Annotated in this window: 17 protein-coding genes and 1 riboswitch; of the genes, 1 reads left to right on the top strand and 16 read right to left on the bottom strand. The window is 53.4% G+C overall.

Going from position 1 to position 16,958, the window contains the following annotated elements:
* From FYJ24_RS08035 to rpsB, 16 genes are all read right to left on the bottom strand, one after another.
* Positions 1 to 1,776 carry a proline--tRNA ligase gene (locus FYJ24_RS08035; RefSeq protein WP_318656594.1) on the bottom strand — a complete coding sequence of 592 codons (1,776 nt, stop codon included), beginning with the start codon at positions 1,774 to 1,776 and terminating at the stop codon, positions 1 to 3.
* Between the two features lie 115 nt (positions 1,777 to 1,891).
* The gene (locus tag FYJ24_RS08030; RefSeq protein WP_206192591.1) at positions 1,892 to 2,710 is read right to left on the bottom strand and encodes a MerR family transcriptional regulator; all 819 of its coding nucleotides are present in this window, start codon (positions 2,708 to 2,710) and stop codon (positions 1,892 to 1,894) included.
* Between the two features lie 415 nt (positions 2,711 to 3,125).
* Positions 3,126 to 3,473, bottom strand: a complete 348-nt coding sequence (locus FYJ24_RS08025; RefSeq protein ID WP_154545324.1) for a DMT family transporter — start codon at positions 3,471 to 3,473, stop codon at positions 3,126 to 3,128.
* Between the two features lie 2 nt (positions 3,474 to 3,475).
* Entirely contained in the window at positions 3,476 to 3,790 is a 315-nt protein-coding gene (locus FYJ24_RS08020; RefSeq protein ID WP_154545323.1) for a DMT family transporter, read from the bottom strand.
* A 13-nt stretch (positions 3,791 to 3,803) separates the two neighbouring features.
* A riboswitch (guanidine-III (ykkC-III) riboswitch) is annotated at positions 3,804 to 3,869 on the bottom strand.
* 84 nt (positions 3,870 to 3,953) lie between these two features.
* On the bottom strand, positions 3,954 to 5,834 hold the full coding sequence (phoA, locus tag FYJ24_RS08015; RefSeq protein ID WP_154545321.1) for an alkaline phosphatase: 1,881 nt from the start codon (positions 5,832 to 5,834) through the stop codon (positions 3,954 to 3,956).
* Between the two features lie 195 nt (positions 5,835 to 6,029).
* Entirely contained in the window at positions 6,030 to 6,542 is a 513-nt protein-coding gene (locus FYJ24_RS08010; protein ID WP_154545319.1) for a hypothetical protein, read from the bottom strand.
* Complete coding sequence (gene ispG / locus FYJ24_RS08005; protein ID WP_154545491.1) at positions 6,526 to 7,650, bottom strand: flavodoxin-dependent (E)-4-hydroxy-3-methylbut-2-enyl-diphosphate synthase; 1,125 nt, start codon at positions 7,648 to 7,650, stop codon at positions 6,526 to 6,528. The genes FYJ24_RS08010 and ispG overlap by 17 nt, the downstream gene beginning before the upstream one ends.
* 73 nt (positions 7,651 to 7,723) lie before the next feature.
* Positions 7,724 to 8,938, bottom strand: coding sequence for a M50 family metallopeptidase (locus FYJ24_RS08000; protein ID WP_154545489.1), 1,215 nt, complete (start codon positions 8,936 to 8,938; stop codon positions 7,724 to 7,726).
* Entirely contained in the window at positions 8,938 to 10,083 is a 1,146-nt protein-coding gene (gene dxr, locus FYJ24_RS07995) for a 1-deoxy-D-xylulose-5-phosphate reductoisomerase (RefSeq protein WP_154545317.1), read from the bottom strand. Before dxr ends, FYJ24_RS08000 begins: the two co-directional genes overlap by 1 nt.
* Before the next feature lie 5 nt (positions 10,084 to 10,088).
* Positions 10,089 to 10,640 (bottom strand): DivIVA domain-containing protein, encoded by a 552-nt coding sequence (locus FYJ24_RS07990; protein WP_154545315.1) that lies wholly within the window; start codon positions 10,638 to 10,640, stop codon positions 10,089 to 10,091.
* Positions 10,637 to 11,869 carry a 23S rRNA (adenine(2503)-C(2))-methyltransferase RlmN gene (rlmN, locus tag FYJ24_RS07985; protein ID WP_318656593.1) on the bottom strand — a complete coding sequence of 411 codons (1,233 nt, stop codon included), beginning with the start codon at positions 11,867 to 11,869 and terminating at the stop codon, positions 10,637 to 10,639. The genes FYJ24_RS07990 and rlmN overlap by 4 nt, the downstream gene beginning before the upstream one ends.
* A complete protein-coding gene (locus FYJ24_RS07980) occupies positions 11,866 to 12,744 on the bottom strand; it encodes a phosphatidate cytidylyltransferase (RefSeq protein ID WP_154545311.1) in 879 nt (292 codons plus the stop codon). Before FYJ24_RS07980 ends, rlmN begins: the two co-directional genes overlap by 4 nt.
* Before the next feature lie 26 nt (positions 12,745 to 12,770).
* Positions 12,771 to 13,331: a ribosome recycling factor gene (gene frr, locus FYJ24_RS07975; protein ID WP_154545309.1), complete on the bottom strand. Its 561-nt coding sequence runs from the start codon at positions 13,329 to 13,331 to the stop codon at positions 12,771 to 12,773.
* Between the two features lie 32 nt (positions 13,332 to 13,363).
* Positions 13,364 to 14,071 carry a UMP kinase gene (gene pyrH, locus FYJ24_RS07970; RefSeq protein WP_318656592.1) on the bottom strand — a complete coding sequence of 236 codons (708 nt, stop codon included), beginning with the start codon at positions 14,069 to 14,071 and terminating at the stop codon, positions 13,364 to 13,366.
* A gap of 73 nt (positions 14,072 to 14,144) precedes the next feature.
* Entirely contained in the window at positions 14,145 to 14,978 is an 834-nt protein-coding gene (gene tsf / locus FYJ24_RS07965) for a translation elongation factor Ts (protein ID WP_154545307.1), read from the bottom strand.
* A gap of 2 nt (positions 14,979 to 14,980) precedes the next feature.
* Complete coding sequence (rpsB, locus tag FYJ24_RS07960; RefSeq protein WP_154545305.1) at positions 14,981 to 15,928, bottom strand: 30S ribosomal protein S2; 948 nt, start codon at positions 15,926 to 15,928, stop codon at positions 14,981 to 14,983.
* Between the two features lie 330 nt (positions 15,929 to 16,258).
* On the opposite strand from rpsB, the gene FYJ24_RS07955 reads away from it, so the two are divergent.
* A complete protein-coding gene (locus FYJ24_RS07955; protein ID WP_225872082.1) occupies positions 16,259 to 16,732 on the top strand; it encodes a M23 family metallopeptidase in 474 nt (157 codons plus the stop codon).
* Positions 16,733 to 16,958 lie beyond the last annotated feature (226 nt).

Raw genomic sequence — 16,958 nt, 5'->3', positions numbered from 1 at the left:
CTATCGTCCTTCTTCTACGAGAAGACCGTGGCGCTTCCACACTTCTTCGAGTGCCTCAGCTACCGGAATATTGTCGCGAACACCGGTACGCCTCTCACGTAGCTCCACTACGCCATCCTTGAGTCCGCGGCCCACCACCAAGATGAGCGGAACACCCAAAAGCTCAGCATCAGCAAATTTGACTCCAGCACTTACACCCCGACGCTCGTCGAGCAACACATCCATGCCAGCAGCCTCGCACTGAGTGGCTAGATCGAGAGCAACGGTATCCAGTTCTTCACCTTTACCTGCAACAACAACCTGGACATCAAAAGGAGCCACGACGCTGGGCCATGCCAGACCTGACTCGTCACGGAACGATTCGGCCATAGCAGCCAACACTCGCGAAACTCCGATCCCGTACGATCCCATCGTTACCGTTTGAGTCTTGCCGTTTTGGTCAAGGACTTTGAGGTCCAATGCCTTGGCATATTTTTGCCCCAACTGGAAAATGTGCCCTATTTCGATCCCGCGATGGATTTCCAAGGCGCCGGATCCATCAGGGGCGGGGTCTCCCGCGCGAACTTCAGCAGCTTCAATTGTGCCATCAGCCTGGAAGTCTCGGCCCTTAACTAAACCGAAAACGTGATGGTCTTTCTTATTGGCCCCCGTGATCCAGGCTGTACCATCGACCACTCTTGGGTCTAGCAAATATCGAACTTCGCCGCCGTTGGGTGAGAGCACTTCAGGGCCAATGTAGCCCTGAACTAACTCGGGGTGTTTTTCAAAATCTTCTTCCGTCGCCACTTCAACTTCGGCTGGTGCTAGTGCTGCTTCTAGCCGCTTGACATCGACTTCACGGTCTCCTGGCAAACCCACGACCACCAGTGTTCGCTCACCTTCTGGTGAGGTCACGGCAAAAACTACGTTCTTCAGAGTGTCTGCGGCCGTCCACTCGCGGTCTGAGCGAGGATGCTCCGCGTTTGCAACCGCAACTAACGAGTCGATAGTCGGCGTGTTAGGTGTTGGGAATACTTGCGCGGGTGGCAATCCTTCCATTGGAAGCGGATTTGGCACGACAGTCGTCACGGCTTCGGTGTTGGCTACGTATCCTCCAGGTGAGACAACATAGGTGTCTTCACCCACACCACTTGGATGCAAGAATTCTTCCGACTTTGAACCACCCATCGCTCCCGCCATCGCAGAACAAATGACGTACTCTAAACCCAGGCGGTCAAAAATGGCTTGGTAAGCCTTTCGCTGGGCTTGATAGGAGCTCTCAAGTTCATCCGCATCGAGATCGAAACTGTATGCATCTTTCATGATGAACTCGCGCCCGCGCAGTAGTCCCCCACGCGGACGCGCCTCATCACGATATTTTGTCTGAATCTGATAGATCGTCAGTGGAAGATCTTTGTACGAAGAGAACATTGACTTCACTAATAGTGTGAACTGTTCCTCATGCGTAGGTGCTAATAGATAGTCACCACCACGACGATCTTTGAGTCTGAAGAGCAAAGGCCCATATTCTTCCCAACGTCCGGTTGCTTTATAGGCATCGGCTGGTAGCAGCGCCGGGAAAAGTACCTCTTGGGCCCCGGCACGCTCCATTTCTTCACGAACAATTGTCTCTATCTTGCGCAATACTCTCAGCCCAAGCGGTAACCACGTGTAGACGCCGGGCGCTGCCCGGCGAATGTATCCCGCACGAACCAAAAGTTTGTGGCTGTCGAGTTCAGCTTCAGCAGGGTCCTCGCGCAAGGTGCGCAAGAAAAGGTTAGACATTGTCGTTATCACGGGGAATACTCTACCGCTTTTCTCTAGTCACCCCCACCTTGCTCGGCCCGATGTCTCCAGTACCGGACTCACACTCTGACAATCCAGTTTTAGGCTCAATGGGGCGCCAGCAATCTCACAGATTCTCTTGTGCAAATATGAGCAGTGCTTCTTTGACAAACTCTGCACCCCTGGTGTCATCTTCACTGAGTTGATACTGCACGGCAAACCTTGGGTCGTCTGCATATAGCTGAGCTAGACCTTCAACGTAACTACGCATGTCATCAGGAATGCCCGGTACAGTGCGAAGCCATTGGACGTGCCGGGCCGCCAGTTCCTGTGCTTCTTTATTGGATGGTTCCACACCGGCACCCGCAAGTGCTTTCCACTGGTTGATGAGAACTTTGATCTCTGCCTGGAAATCACTTCTATCTGTTGCATTCATGTTCTTCCACCAAGTGTCGCTCTGCTCCGCTGTCGCAGCTCCCCAACGTTTGCTGACCTCATCGTAGTAGTCAGCATGGTTGAATCCGTCAAACATATCTTCTGGCATCATCATTTCCTTCTCTTGTAGTGCACGGATAGTCGACTGAACCGACGCTTGCAGTGCTGTCAGCCTTTCCTTCTCGGTCTCGATCCATTCGAGATGCGTTTGTAAAGCCTGAACTTCATCGGTTGATCGGCTGAGAACTTCGCGTATCTTTGTCAGGTTGAGACCTAACTCCTTGAGTAACATCACGCGTTGTAGCATGAGCAAACAGCGCGCATCGTAAAACCGCCTTCCGTCATCACCCACACGGCTAGGCGTGACTAACTCGATCGCGTGGTAATGCCGCAGCGTTCGAGAAGTCACTCCGGTCAAGCGCGATACTTCTTGAATCGACCATTCCATCTGCGTTCCTTTTGTTGACACTCTCAGCGTAAATGTTGACGTTGCGTCAACTTCAAGCCGCAACCCATGTAATGTGCATCACGATCGCTCAGACTGATGAGCTGCTCCCTAATTGCCACGTACGGGGTCATAAAATCGTACACCGGGCCGTATACAGCCCCGCCGCCTACCACATCGCCCGGTATGCCGCCAATGAAAAATGACATTGGTCAGCTCTTTGCTTGAAGCGCTCCTGCCAAGATTTCCGGTAACTCGATGGGGGTTGGGAGCCTCTGTGATAGCGATAGAGGTTTCACCGAATGCGACAAGACCCAGGAAAGGAACCACCTTCACCCCTTCGAAGTCCGAAGAGCCCAGCAACGTACACAGGCTTGGCCCTATCGATCTTCCAACCTGGTATCGGCATAACTCAATAACAAGGGAGTATTAACCAGCCTAAAAGAACTCCTAACCACCACACAGCGAAGTCGAAGGCCACTTACTCGGAAGGACTTTGTGACTCTGTTGCTGGTGTTGGCGCCAGCTTGAGGCCCACGACGGCCATGACAATTCCAGCGAGGAACACACCTCGCCATAGTGTAAGAACTTCAGCCCCACTGATTACCGCATATGAGACGGTGAGAGCAGCTCCTAGTCCCGTCCATACCGCATAGGCAGTACCAATGGGAATTTCTCGCACTGCCCAGGCCAGCCCAAGCATCGATATAACCAAAGCAACGAAGAATATGATCGTCGGGACAATCTCAGTCAAGCCGTGTGAGTCACCTAATGCGGTAGCCCACACGGCCTCGCACAACGCAGAAAAAATAAGTACAAGCCACGGCATGATTAGCTCACCACCTTGAGCCCGACAACGCATCCAACTAAAACCAAAAGAAGCCCCACACGCACCAGTGTTGGGCGTTCTTCCCCACGGAGAAAGCCGACTAACAATGTGAGCGTGGCACCTATCCCCACCCAGACCGCATATGCCGTCCCTGTAGGAATCTCACGCATTGCCCAGGCCAGACCCGCCATACTTACAGTGAGAGAGACCAAAAAAAGCACTGTTGGAGCAATTTTTTTGAATCCGTTAGATGCGCTGAGTGCAAGGGCCCACACGGCCTCAAGCATTCCCGACGCGATAAGAATGAGCCATGACATGACGTCAACTCCTTATGAGTCAGTCTTGTCAGTTGCGGGTACTGCTCCCTCGTCCGCGAACCCGATTGCCAGGTTCCGCTGTGTAGTGTAGCAAATTGCTTGAGGGGCGCCACAGCGAACCACCACTGTGACGCCCCCGGCAACATTAGGTGCCCGACGGACCTTAATCTTGAATTACAGCCACACGTGTACCGCGTGAGCGGATAACGCCATACCCAATACCGCCTAGCGCCAATGCACACAGGACTATGGCAAAAATAAGATTGCCGTCAAGACCCGTGTGCGATAGTCCGCCGATACCTGCTGCGGCAGCACCGCTTTGAGGCTCTTCAGCTCCACTTTGGCCACTTTGAGAACCTTCACCTGGGGTGACCACGCCACCACCATTTTCTGCGACAACAAACGAAGCCGATACCGTCGCAGCGCTTTGCTTGCCCACAATTGACACCTCAACAGGCCCCGTAGCTGATGGAGCGTCAAGTTCCACCGTGAACGCACCATTGATGACATCGACCTCACGAGGATCTTGCCCTGCAACCCGCACTTCAGCAGTCCAATCGCCGCGGAATCCTGAAGCACCGACTGTCACCTTTCCTTTAGGAGCGACTGGTTCAGTAGGAACCACTGCCGCCGCGTCAGCGCTTTGTTCGGCGAATGTCCCGTTGAGTTCAAGCATTCGCTGCGTTGTGAAGAACACATCCGTCTGGTCAACTAGTCCCACCACATCCGCGGCTCCCGGACCATATCCAGCGATGCGAACCTGCGCCCCAGTATGTTGTTGCGAACCGCCAGCAGGAGCGGTTCCGTAGGAGACGATCATCGGCTGGCCTTCGTTAGTTTCCAACTGAACCGATAGCCCAGGAGGAGTGCCACCAACGATCTGTGAAGTGTGGGCGTGATCAGCTGTCACAACGACCAACGTATTGCCATCTTTCTCGGCATAGTCAAGCGCGACACGGACGGCCTCATCGAGGTCAACGGTTTCACCAATCTGCCCACATGCGTTGGCTGCATGATCTTGTTTGTCGATGGAAGCTCCTTCGACCTGCAAGAAAAAACCCTCATCGCTGTCTAGTAAATCAATTGCTTTTTGTGTCAATGATGCTAACGAAAGGCCGCTCGAAAGACGTTCTGGGTTATCTTCACAACGAAGTGGGCCAGCATCTGCCCCGCCTTCAGTCGCAATGGCACCCTGCCAGCGAACGGGGAAGTTCCCGCTCGTAAAAAGTCCCAGCAACGGTGTCTCCTGATTAGCCTCGGAGACTGCGGCTAGCTCATCGGCATTATCAACCAACGTGTAACCGCGCAGTTGTGCTTGTTCAAAGAGCGTCATGTCCGCGTAGGCACCTGCCTTAGCCACTTCGTTGAACGAGGCTGAACCCCCGCCAAGTGTGACGTCCGGTCGCACATCGAGGAGTTGCTCGCTGATGGATCCTTTGCCTCCATTTTCTCGCGCGTCAGCAGCGCATTTTTCGCTAGTGGCCTCCGGCCCGTAGCATTTGCGCTGCGATACGTGAGAAACCTGGACAGCGGGGGTTGCGTCCTGGATCTCCGCAGTCGAAACATTCCCGGTCTTTTTCCCATGAATTTTTGCCAATTCCAGCAAAGTGGGCTGATCAACATCATGAATGTCAACGCCGATAGCACCGTTATAGCTCTTTGTTCCGGTCGCCCATGCGGTTCCAGTGGCGGCCGAGTCAGGAGTGTAGTTGGGTCGACCGGTGTCAGCATCTAGGCTGTAGGTCGTGTATTGTCCTGTCAGCGGAAGCGCGTCGATACCTGGGAACACTCCGGATGCCCCATGGACGTAGTTTCTAGCCACGGTGATTTCTGAGTCACCCATTCCATCGCCGATAAGAAGGATAACGTTTTTAGCAGGACCTGCGACTATTGCCTCAGACACTTCGGCGCTCTTATCGCCTTCATTTCTTGCCGCTCCCCCGTGATCGCTCTCAGCCGCCAGCGCAGTTGCGGGAAGTGCCAGCAATAGACCAATGGCAATGGCGCCTACCGCTGCACCACTTGCACGATATTTTCGTTTCATCACTCGTCCTTGTCTCATGTTGATGACAATGGCAGTGAAGCATACGTAAGTTACGGGACGATGACGCTAGGTTAACTGAAGTTTTCCTAAAGGAGTCCAACTCCGACAAAAGGTAAACTCAAGCCTGTGAGCGGCATAATCGCAACAGAAATCCACCCATTACCCTGATGTGATTTACATCATATGTGGTATGAGTTATCTTTTAGCCCGCAGATTTTCACGCACTACTTGACGCATCTGCAATGGAACAACGACAGCCGTCATCAAACGCAATTGTCGGGTTTTTCGGCTCGCGGTAGTAAAACGCTCACGGATTCGTAGGATTGACGTTCCATCAACGGACGCATCGACTGAAGCACTGAGCGTCGCCCCCCACCCGCACACGTCATCTCCGACAGTACGCCACACCAAAACATCAGGCACCTGTTCATACACCAGTTCAAACTGTCGCGCCCACGCATGCTGGTAGACCGATTCGACCACTGGTAACAGTTCTGATAGACGCTCAGCCTTGACATTAGTCTGAACTGCCCGGTCTGCGACTAGAGGCGCTTGTGGAATAAGAAGGTCACCGGGCAGTGACAGGAAAGCGTCAGCTTTCGTCACACCGGTTCTTCCAGGAAATCCACTGCCAAACAGAGCTACTGATGTAAGTCCTGCAATACCGACGGTAGAGCAGACCAGTTTTTTCTTAGACGATGACCTCAACCTGTCCTTCTTCCTCTAGCCCCATTTCCTCGGCCAGAGCATTGGCGTGCCGAATGAGGCACTCCACAATTTGGTCTTCTGGGACGGTCTCTACCACGTCACCGCGGATAAAAATCTGACCCTTGCCATTTCCCGAGGCCACACCGAGATCTGCTTCTCTTGCTTCTCCCGGACCGTTGACGACGCATCCCATTACCGCCACGCGTAGGGGGACTGTCAAGTCTTTCAAGCCTTCCGTGACTTCTTCGGCAAGAGTATATACATCTACCTGGGCACGCCCACAGGAAGGGCACGAAACAATCTCAAGGGTCCTCTCGCGCAGCCCCATTGACTGGAGGATTTGAATACCCACCTTGACTTCTTCCACAGGTGGTGCAGAAAGAGAAACACGGATTGTGTCACCGATGCCCTCGCGAAGTAAAGCACCAAATGCGGTGGCTGATTTGATGGTTCCTTGGAATGCCGGACCTGCTTCTGTCACTCCTAAGTGGAGAGGCCAGTCCCCTGCATCAGCCAAAATTTCATACGCACGAATCATTGTGACGGGGTCATGGTGCTTCACTGAGATTTTAAAGTCATGGAATCCGTGTTCCTCGAAGAGCGACGCCTCCCACATAGCCGATTCGGCCAGTGCCTCAGCTGTTGCACCGCCATACTTGGCGTACATTCGCTTATCTAGTGACCCGGCGTTGACGCCAATGCGTAACGAAGTACCATGATCGGATGCGGCCCTTGTGATTTCGGCTACTTGATCGTCAAATCTACGAATATTGCCCGGATTCACACGTACCGCGCCACAACCAGCTTCGATCGCTGCAAAAACATAGCGCGGTTGGAAATGGATATCTGCAATCACAGGAATAGTGCTCTGCTTGGCAATAATGCTCAGGGCTTCAGCATCCTTGTCGGTGGGGCATGCAACTCTGACAATGTCGCAACCGGCTGCAGTGAGCTCAGCGATCTGCTGCAACGTGGCACCAATGTCGTACGTCTTAGTGGTAGTCATGGATTGCACCGAGATCGGGCTTCCACCCCCGACCGGTACGCTCCCCACATTGATACGGCGGGTTTTTCGCCGTGGGAACGGAGCTTCCTTGACCTTAGGCATGCCTAGAGAAATTTCAGTCACGTTCTTATTATCCACCAAAGCCGCTATACATTCTGCTTTCAGCGCTATGCCATCAGCCAAACAGCCGAAGGGGCTTGACGAAGTCGGCGATAACTAATAGCAAGGTGAGTCCCATAAGAACCACAAATACCCCATAACTCAACGGCACCAGTCTTGCCGTATCAACGGGAACTGGCCGAGGTTTTCCGCGCATCCGAGCCCAGCCGTTTTTAAGTCCTCCCCAGGCGGCACCTGCGATGTGTCCGCCGTCCAATGGTGGCAAGGGAATGAGGTTGAACACGAAAAGAGCAATATTTAGCGAAGCCAACAGAGACAACAGCAAGGCAGCCCGATCCGCTAGGTGCCATCCACCGTCACTGGGGGCCGCCGTAATCTCGCCAGCTACGCGGGCTACTCCCACCACTGATAGCGCACCATTAGGGTCACGCGGCGTATCAGAAAAAAGACCCGTAGCAAGATTCCATAGGCTGACAGGCAAATTGACCAATGCGGAGGCTGTGCCTGTGAGCATCTGCCACGTTGATTCTGCGGCATCACCGAAACCTCCACGGACTCGTGTTTCTTCCGCGAGGATTCCTAAGCGTCCGACCCCATCGACCACTTCAGGGGTGACGGTGATTGTGCGCGTTTGCCCTTCTCTGATGACAGTGAGCTCTCCAGCGTGCTCAGTGGAACTTCCCACCGCTTGGCGGACGCTTTCCCAGTCAGGGGTTTCCTGACCATTCCACGCCACAACCGTGTCACCTGGTTGTACACCGGCAACAGCCGCGGGACCCGCCTCGCTCACTTCTGCTACAGTCGTCGTTGCTTCTCGCCACCCAATTCCCAAGACAATGACTAGTGTCAGTAGGACCGCAAGCACAAGGTTCATTACCGGACCACCACACATGATGATCAGTTTTTGGTAGGTGCGCAGTTCGTAGAAGGGCTTTCCGTGTATGCCGTCTTCTCGGGCAGCCGCAAGTTCTTCAGCTGACTGTTCTCTAGCCTGGTCAGCAAGGGTGAGTTGTCCTCTAGCATTTGCTTTCGGCTGCGTTGTTGGGGGTGGAAACATCCCAAGTATCCGTACGTAGCCTCCCAGGGGGATAGCTTTTATGCCGTACCGGGTCTGTCCCACACGTTTTGAATAGAGGGTCGGCCCAAAACCAACATAGTATTCGGGGACCATGGCACCAAATTTTTTTGCTGGTACCATATGGCCGATCTCGTGCAAAGCAACCGAAATCACTAAACCGACAACCAGGATGAGAAGTCCCAGTAGGTACATCACAGTAGTTCTCCCGCACGAGCCGCAGCCCATTCTTGAGCATCGAGAACCGCATCCACATCTGGATTCTCGATTCCCACGTGCTCTGATAACACACGACTGACAACATCCATCATCTGAAGCCATCCCAGACGTCCGTGCAAAAATGCGTCAACACAGACTTCATTAGCCGCATTCATCACCGAAGGATGGGTGGCAGAAGACTTGAGTGCTTCGGCAGCAAGGCGCAGTGCAGGGAAAACTTCGTGATCTACAGGTTCGAACTCCCAGTTCTGCGCTTCACGCCAGCGCAGTGGAGCACCGACATGTGGAATATGGGTGGGCCATTGCAACCCCAAGGCAATGGGTACCTTCATATCTGGATAGGAGGCCTGCGCGATTGTTGACCCATCGTTCCACGTCACCATAGAGTGGACAACCGATTGTGGATGAATGACCGGAGTAATAGAGTCCGGCGCAACATCAAAAAGAAGTGCTGCTTCGATAAGTTCTAGCCCTTTATTCATCAATGTTGAGCTATTGATGGTTACGACCGGGCCCATATTCCATGTCGGATGAGCAAGCGCCTGCTTAGCAGTAACATCGCGAAGCTCTGACGTCTTCTTACCTCGAAAGGGGCCACCAGAAGCGGTCAGTACAATTTCGCGCAGGTCTGACTTCCCAGTAACGACGGGAGAGACCATTCCTTTTTCGTGAGTACCTGCAAGAAGTGCTTGCGCAATCGCAGAGTGCTCCGAATCAACGGGAATCACCTGACCGGGACGCTGCATCGCATCTTTAACGAGGCGTCCTCCCACAACTAGGGACTCTTTATTCGCAAGAGCTACCGTCGCACCGGCTTCAAGGGCTCGAAGTGTTGACACCAAGCCCACACCACCGGCGACAGCATTGAGGACAGTAGCATCTGGAAAACTACCGGCCAGTTCTTCGACTGCGCTCTGCCCTGAAGGAAGGTTCTGAATGGGCCGGGATGTCGCGACCATTCGGGGAGAGAACTCCCGAATCTGTTGAAGGAAGAGTTCTTCTTGTCCGCCTCCCGCAGCTAAGCCGACGACGTCAAAAAGATCCGGGTGCGCTCGAATCACATCGAGAGCCTGTGTTCCTATTGAACCGGTGGAACCAAGAATAATGACCTGCGTCGTCATGGCGGCTACTGAACTGACATGAGGACCGTTGTTGCTGTACCCAAATACGCGTCCACTTGCGCCTCGTCATAGGCTTTCTCTCTTTTCGCGGTGGAAAAGAGCGCGGTGCGAAGCTCAGCTGCCTTCAGTTCTTCTTGTTGGTCAAAGTATCTGGTTAGCCTATCGAGGAGGTCATCGACTTCTTCTGCTCGATACCCTTTACCTTTTTCGGGGTGAGAAAAACGCTCTCCGCGAGGGCGCAAAAGTCGGGGGTAAAGATCAGTAGCCCTTTGAGAGGCGCGGGCAAACCATTCGGCCTCACCGTTCACCGCAATAAAATCCATGCGATCTCGTTGCAGAAAAGCCGCCTCTAATCGGCCTAATGCGGCGTCCACCTCTCGAGTATCGTAGCCTCGTCTCTTCAACGGAAAACTGGCACGTTGGACCTGAACGTAGGAGAACTCTTCTGCAGGCACACCGCCCTCATATGCTGAGCGGGCACGATTGAAGAATGCGTCCACCGCCTGCGGGTCATAGCCGCGTCTCATCAAACCGGCCTTGCGAAATGTCTCGCTCATTCCTGCACTTCCTCTCCGTCCACGATGCTACTGGACTTGAGCTTCACTTTCCGCTCCTCCCACGCCGTGGCCAACTGACCGCAGGCACCATCAATGTCCGCACCCCTAGTATCACGCAGGGTTGTTCGGATTCCGCTGTCACGCAAAGTTTGAATAAAGAGGTTCTGAGCAGATTTCGTCGAGGCGGTCCAAATAGTCCCTGGCGTTGGATTTAACGGAATAGGGTTGACGTGTGCCCACCCTTTTCCGCGGGCATTGAGCTCATCAGCTAAGAGTTGTGCCCGCCACGGCTGATCATTCATATCTTTTATGAGAGCATATTCAATAGAAACTCGTCTACCAGTGTGAACGAAATAACTGCGAGCAGCATCAAGTAGCTCTCCCACTTTCCATCGAGAGTTGATGGGGATAAGTTCATCACGTAGTCCGTCATCGGGGGCGTGAAGTGACACTGCCAATGTGACAGGTAGTCCAAGGTCCGCCAATTTTCCGATCCCAGGAACTAATCCCACGGTGGAAACAGTGATGCCTCGTGCTGACATGCCAAATCCTTCAGGAGGCTCTGATACAAGGGTATAGAGGGTCTGTTTTAGCGCCTTCCAGTTAGCCAGCGGCTCCCCCATGCCCATGAATACTACATTGGACAGTCTTGTTGGACCACCAGCTAAATCACCATTAGTGCAGGCTTTGCGTGCTAAGCGAACCTGTTCGAGGATTTCCGCGGCCGAAAGATTGCGTGTTAGTCCCATTTGTCCGGTAGCGCAGAATGGACATGCCATTCCGCATCCGGCCTGGCTGGAGATACATAGGGTTGTACGCTGCGGGTAGCGCATCAACACGCTTTCCACCTGCGCGCCGTCGTAGAGACGCCATAAGTCTTTCAAAGTGGTTCCGCCGTCAGCGGTTTGTCGTAGTACTGGTGTCACTAAAGACGGCAAGACCTTCTCAGAAACTGTCGAATGCAAGTTCTTCGGAAGATCACTCATTACCGTGGTATCTGCTGTGTCATGCATAAAGTAGTGACGCGCCAGCTGGTCAGATCTAAAGGCAGGAACACCCAGGGATGTAAGGAGATCTCGACGCTCAGAAGTAGCGAGGTCAGCAAAATGAACCGGAGGTTTCCCTCGTCGCTTGGCAGCAAAGCTGAGGACGGGACGGGCACCAGGATCGGTTGCACCTTCAGGAGGCTGGTCAGTGGGACGAACTTCGCGGGTAGCAGGCGAACTCACAGTGCCCACCCCAAAGCTATCGCATAAAAGAAAAAGAAAGCTGGCGCGCAGAACAGCATAGAATCAAACCTATCCATGAGACCGCCGTGACCTGGAACCATGTTGGACATATCTTTGAGTCCCACCTGACGCTTCACCAGCGACTCGGTTAAATCCCCTAATGTGCCGATAATCGCGGCTCCCAATCCCAAGACAAAACACCACCACCACGGTATCCCGATGACAAAGGTGGCACCCACCGCAGCCCCACATGTAAGGAATACCGATCCGACAAAGCCCTCCCACGATTTTTTTGGTGAAAGCTTTGGGGCCATGGGGTGTTTGCCGAAGAGGACACCCGCAGCCCACCCACCCAAATCGTTGCAGGCCACTATCACAACAAAGAAAACCAGCGTCCATGGCTGTTCCGAATGCGCAGAAATCATCGCCAAGAATGATGCTGAAAAGGGGACATAGAGGGCCAAAAAGGATGTGGCCATGATGTCGTAGACCGGACGCGACGGCAACGACGTGGAGCCAAGCCTCCACAGAACGGCGGCAACAAAAGTAAAATAGAGGGAAGCCATCACCCAGAAAGCGCCAATGGTGGCACCCGTAGCCATCATTGCAATAGCCCCAACGTACAGCGGCGGCAAAGAAACAATGATGTCATTACGGGCAAGGGCTCCCGCGACTTCCCATATAGCAGCCAATACCAGTGCCGTAACGAGAACAAGGAATATAGGGCGCGAAAAAAATAGAGTTGCACCTAGTGCCCCTACAAGAACCAGCGCCGACGTGATCGCTGCTGGGAGGTTTCGCCCTGCACGCCCTGACGAAGGTAAAGGCGTGGAATTATGCGTTGGAGGGGCTATCCAAATATCACGTGCCTGCAATAGAGCATTCCTTTGATCCGAGACTGTTACACAGCCAAAAGATCTGCCTCTTTCGCTTCCAAGACACGATCAATTTGTTCTACGTGGTCTTTCGTGAGAACATCGAGAGCCTTTTCGGCGCGAGCGACCTCGTCCTCTCCCGCATCCCCATCTTTCTTCAATTTGTCCAAAGCATCTTTTGCACTGCGCCGAGCCCCTCGAACGGAGATCCGACCATCTTCTGCCCGGGACTTCGCCTGCTTGACATAGTCTTTACGTCGTTCTTCGGTGAGGGCTGGGAGCACTACGCGGATCACTTTTCCATCGTCATTCGGATTCACACCGAGATCGGCGTCCTTGATGGCTTGGATGATCTCGGCGACCGCACTTCGGTCAAACGGGGTAATGAGGACTGTCCGCGCTTCGGGAATATTCACCGAGGCTAGCTGCTGCATAGGAGTAGGGGCACCATAGTAGTCCACCAATAGTTCCGTAAACATTCCAGGATTCGCCCGCCCCGTACGAATGTTACCGAAATCGTGGCGTGTTGCTTCAACAGCCTTCTCCATTTTCTCCTCAGCTTCGAGGAGAATCTCATCAATATCCATTAAATCCTCTTCCCAGTATTCCCCTGACGCGGTCAGTTTGTTACTAATGTTCCGATGGTCTCGCCACGCAGGGCTCTTGTTACGTTACCAGGCTCAGTCATTCCAAACACTCGCGTTCCTAAGTCATTCTCTTGACACAAGGCAAACGCGGTAGCATCCATCACCTTTAGTCCTCTCTGGAGCGCATCGGCATAGGTGAGGGTACTGAGCAATTGCGCATGGGGATCAACTGCTGGATCCGCTGTATATACGCCATCAACGCCATTCTTAGCCACAAGAAGTTCATCGCAGTGCGTTTCCAGCGCCCGCTGCGCTGATACTGTGTCCGTCGAGAAGAACGGCATACCGGAGCCAGCGCCGAAAACTACGACGCGACCCCGTTCCATGTGGCGGATTGCACGCAATGGAATATATGGTTCGGCTACCTGTTGCATAGTAATAGCTGTTTGCACTCGGGTTGACACACCTGATTGCTCCAGGAAATCCTGGAGTGCAAGCGCATTCATCACCGTCCCCAGCATTCCCATGTAGTCAGCGCGAGCACGGTCCAAACCGTGTTGTGATAGCTCTGCTCCACGGAAGAAATTGCCACCCCCCACGACAACCGCAACTTGCACTCCCGATTCGACGGCTTCGCCAATTTGTCCAGCAACCCCGGCAACTACCTTGGGATCAAGACCTACTCTGCCTCCACCAAAAACTTCACCGGACAGTTTCAGTAGCACTCGACGTGGGCTCACATTGTCTCCTGTTATTGACGGGGCCGATTGTAGTTGTGGCCCCGCCTATCAGCGGGGCCACAATCAAGTCTAGTTAAGCGCCGACTTGGTAGCGCACAAACTCGGTTACTTTGCCATTTTTACCAGCAAGTACTTTGCCGACGGTCAAAGAAGGATCCTTAGCAAAATCCTGATCTACCAGGCAATTCTCCTTGTAGAAAGCATTCATGCGGCCCTCCACAATCTTGGGAACGATGGCCTCAGGCTTGCCGTCTTGCAAGGTGAGTTTAGTAAGAGTGTCCCGTTCTTTATCAGCGACTTCAGCAGGAACCGAATCGCGATCAAGCCAACCTGGCCGGTACATCGCAATGTGCATAGCGATGTCGCGTGCAACATCCTTCGCGTTTTCGTCGGTAACAACGAAGACACCAAGCTGAGGAGGAAGATCAGGATTTGTACGGTGCAGATACAAACCGACGTTGTCACCACTGACCCGGGCGATGCGGCGAACACCAATCTTTTCGCCAATCACAGCGCCCATGTTGTCCACGAGGTCCTGAACCGTACCGTCTCCTGCAGGAGCTGCCAAAACAGCTTCCACATCCTGAGCATCAGCCGCGACAGCAGCTGCCAGTACTTCGTTGGCGAAATCAATGAACTTCTGGGACTTAGAAACGAAGTCAGTTTCTGAGTTGACCTCAATCATGACGCCGTTCTTACCGTCTTCTGAAACTTCAGCAACGATAAGTCCCGCAGTCGCCTCGCGACCTTCACGCTTCGACAAAGACTTCAAACCTTTGAGACGAATAATCTCAAGTGCCTTATCTTTGTCTCCATCAGCCTCAACAAGCGCATTCTTGACGTCCATCATGCCTGCGCCTGTTTCTTCGCGCAAAGCCTTGACGTCTGCAGCAGTAAAGTTTGCCATTCTTAGTCTTCTTTCTTGCTCTCAGTAGCCTCGGCAGCGCCCTCTACCGCCTCTTCGACTACTTCAGCTTTGGCGGCTTCAGCTGTTGCAACTGCCTCAGCCTGGACAGCGGCTTCGGCCGCGTCCTTGTCTCCGGTTTCGCCTGCAACAGCTGCGTCGGTTTCAGCAACAACGGCTTCAGTTGCAGAAGCTTCCAAAAGCTCTTTTTCCCACTCAGCCAATGGCTCTACGTCAGCTGCAGCTGCGTCCTTCTTGGGAGCGTTACGAGCCAGGAGCCCTTCGGCACAGGCATCAGCGATCACGCGAGTGAGGAGCCCCACTGCGCGAATAGCATCATCGTTTCCAGGAATACCGTAGGTTACCTCTTCAGGATCACAGTTGGTGTCCAAAATCGCAATGACGGGGATTCCCAGCTTACGAGCTTCTGTCACTGCTAGATGTTCCTTGTTGGTGTCAACTACCCACACCGCTGCAGGCGTGCGAGCCATGTCGCGAATACCGCCAAGAGTCTTCTCTAGCTTGTCCTTCTCACGGCGCATGAGCAGTAGTTCTTTCTTCGTGTGGCCTGATGATGCCACATCATCAAAGTCAATCTGCTCTAGTTCTTTGAGTCGGCCGATACGTTTGGCAACAGTATCGAAGTTGGTGAGCATACCGCCCAGCCAACGCTGAGTTACATATGGCATACCAACACGCTTGGCGTGCAGTGCTACCGCTTCCTGAGCCTGTTTCTTGGTGCCAACAAAGAGAACTGATCCCCCACGGGCAACAGTGTTCTTCACAAAGTCATAAGCCGTGTCAATATCGGTAAGAGTTTGTTGCAAGTCAATAATGTAAATGCCGTTACGATCGGTAAGGATGTACGGCTTCATCTTCGGGTTCCAGCGACGAGTCTGGTGACCGAAGTGGACTCCACTTTCGAGGAGTTGACGCATGGTTACAACAGCCATGTTCGTCCTTTTCGTTCAGGGGCTTACGCCCGGTTTTCAGTTACTGCCTCAGCTTTCGCTGCGACCCTGGCATCACTGCCTGAAGCACCTTTTGGACTGCTGCCTCAGCACGTTTACGTGATGCGCGAAGTCACTCGCATACACGAGTGCTCCCAACATCTTAGTTGGCCCGGCGCCGCAAACCCAATCAGATCGATGTGAGGCCAGTCCTAGTAAAAAGAGAGGGGCCCTTTGCAGACTTAGAAAGTCTGCCCTGAGGTTTCCACACCCCCATAGATGGTGGTTTTCCACAGATCGCACATAGTTGGGTTGATCCATAGGGAAGGAAGAATGAGACTAGCCACTATGATTCGACTATTTGCGCTTTTCAGTACGTTTTTACTAGCAATGGCCGCCCCTGCGCCTCGAGAATCCTGGGATTGGCCGGTAACTCCTCGCCCATCAATCGTTAGGGCATTCGATCCGCCAGCAGTCCCGTGGGGAAGCGGACATAGAGGAGTTGACCTCGATGTGGCAGTTGGCTCGACCGTGCACGCCCCTGCCGATGGCACTGTAATTTACGCAGGAATGTTGGTGAACCGTCAGGTCATTTCCATTCTTCATCGTGATGGAGTGCGCTCAACTTTTGAACCCGTAGAACCGGTAGTGACTAAAGGTCAAGAAGTGCGCCAAGGTGATATTGTCGCCACGGTATTGGAGGGGCATTCGCCAGGAGCTTTGCACTGGGGAGCCAAATTGGGCCCTAAACATTACGTAGACCCGCTTAGTATGCTCAGTGTCACGATGGTCCTCAAACCGTGGTGAGTCATTCGGCTCGCGCTCATACAGAAACGCACGCCTGGCCTATCGCGAGAAAATAGCGACAGCTATTCCTGCCACTGGCCGCGAGCTCTGAGAATTTCCCCTGACTTCTGACATGGGGTCCTGAGACGGCGTTTTGGGTTGTTGGTTTTGGCTTGTTTACGCGGTTTGGGTGTCTGGGTTGGGGCACTAGGGGCCTTGTTAGAATGGGGTTGTGGCTTACATTCGC

Origin of the sequence: Scrofimicrobium canadense (assembly GCF_009696615.1) — a bacterium.
In the GTDB taxonomy this organism is placed as follows: domain Bacteria; phylum Actinomycetota; class Actinomycetes; order Actinomycetales; family Actinomycetaceae; genus Scrofimicrobium; species Scrofimicrobium canadense.
This window is presented reverse-complemented; position numbering and strand designations above follow the sequence as displayed.

What these genes read in the sequence shown, in the direction of transcription:
- FYJ24_RS08025 (WP_154545324.1), bottom strand. Translation starts at nt 3,473, where the DNA reads ATGCCGTGGCTTGTACTTATTTTTTCTGCGTTGTGCGAGGCCGTGTGG.
- FYJ24_RS08020 (WP_154545323.1), bottom strand. Translation starts at nt 3,790, where the DNA reads ATGTCATGGCTCATTCTTATCGCGTCGGGAATGCTTGAGGCCGTGTGG.
- phoA (WP_154545321.1), bottom strand. Translation starts at nt 5,834, where the DNA reads ATGAAACGAAAATATCGTGCAAGTGGTGCAGCGGTAGGCGCCATTGCC.
- ispG (WP_154545491.1), bottom strand. Translation starts at nt 7,650, where the DNA reads ATGCCTAAGGTCAAGGAAGCTCCGTTCCCACGGCGAAAAACCCGCCGT.
- FYJ24_RS08000 (WP_154545489.1), bottom strand. Translation starts at nt 8,938, where the DNA reads ATGTACCTACTGGGACTTCTCATCCTGGTTGTCGGTTTAGTGATTTCG.
- dxr (WP_154545317.1), bottom strand. Translation starts at nt 10,083, where the DNA reads ATGACGACGCAGGTCATTATTCTTGGTTCCACCGGTTCAATAGGAACA.
- FYJ24_RS07990 (WP_154545315.1), bottom strand. Translation starts at nt 10,640, where the DNA reads ATGAGCGAGACATTTCGCAAGGCCGGTTTGATGAGACGCGGCTATGAC.
- frr (WP_154545309.1), bottom strand. Translation starts at nt 13,331, where the DNA reads ATGGATATTGATGAGATTCTCCTCGAAGCTGAGGAGAAAATGGAGAAG.
- tsf (WP_154545307.1), bottom strand. Translation starts at nt 14,978, where the DNA reads ATGGCAAACTTTACTGCTGCAGACGTCAAGGCTTTGCGCGAAGAAACA.
- rpsB (WP_154545305.1), bottom strand. Translation starts at nt 15,928, where the DNA reads ATGGCTGTTGTAACCATGCGTCAACTCCTCGAAAGTGGAGTCCACTTC.
- FYJ24_RS07955 (WP_225872082.1), top strand. Translation starts at nt 16,259, where the DNA reads ATGAGACTAGCCACTATGATTCGACTATTTGCGCTTTTCAGTACGTTT.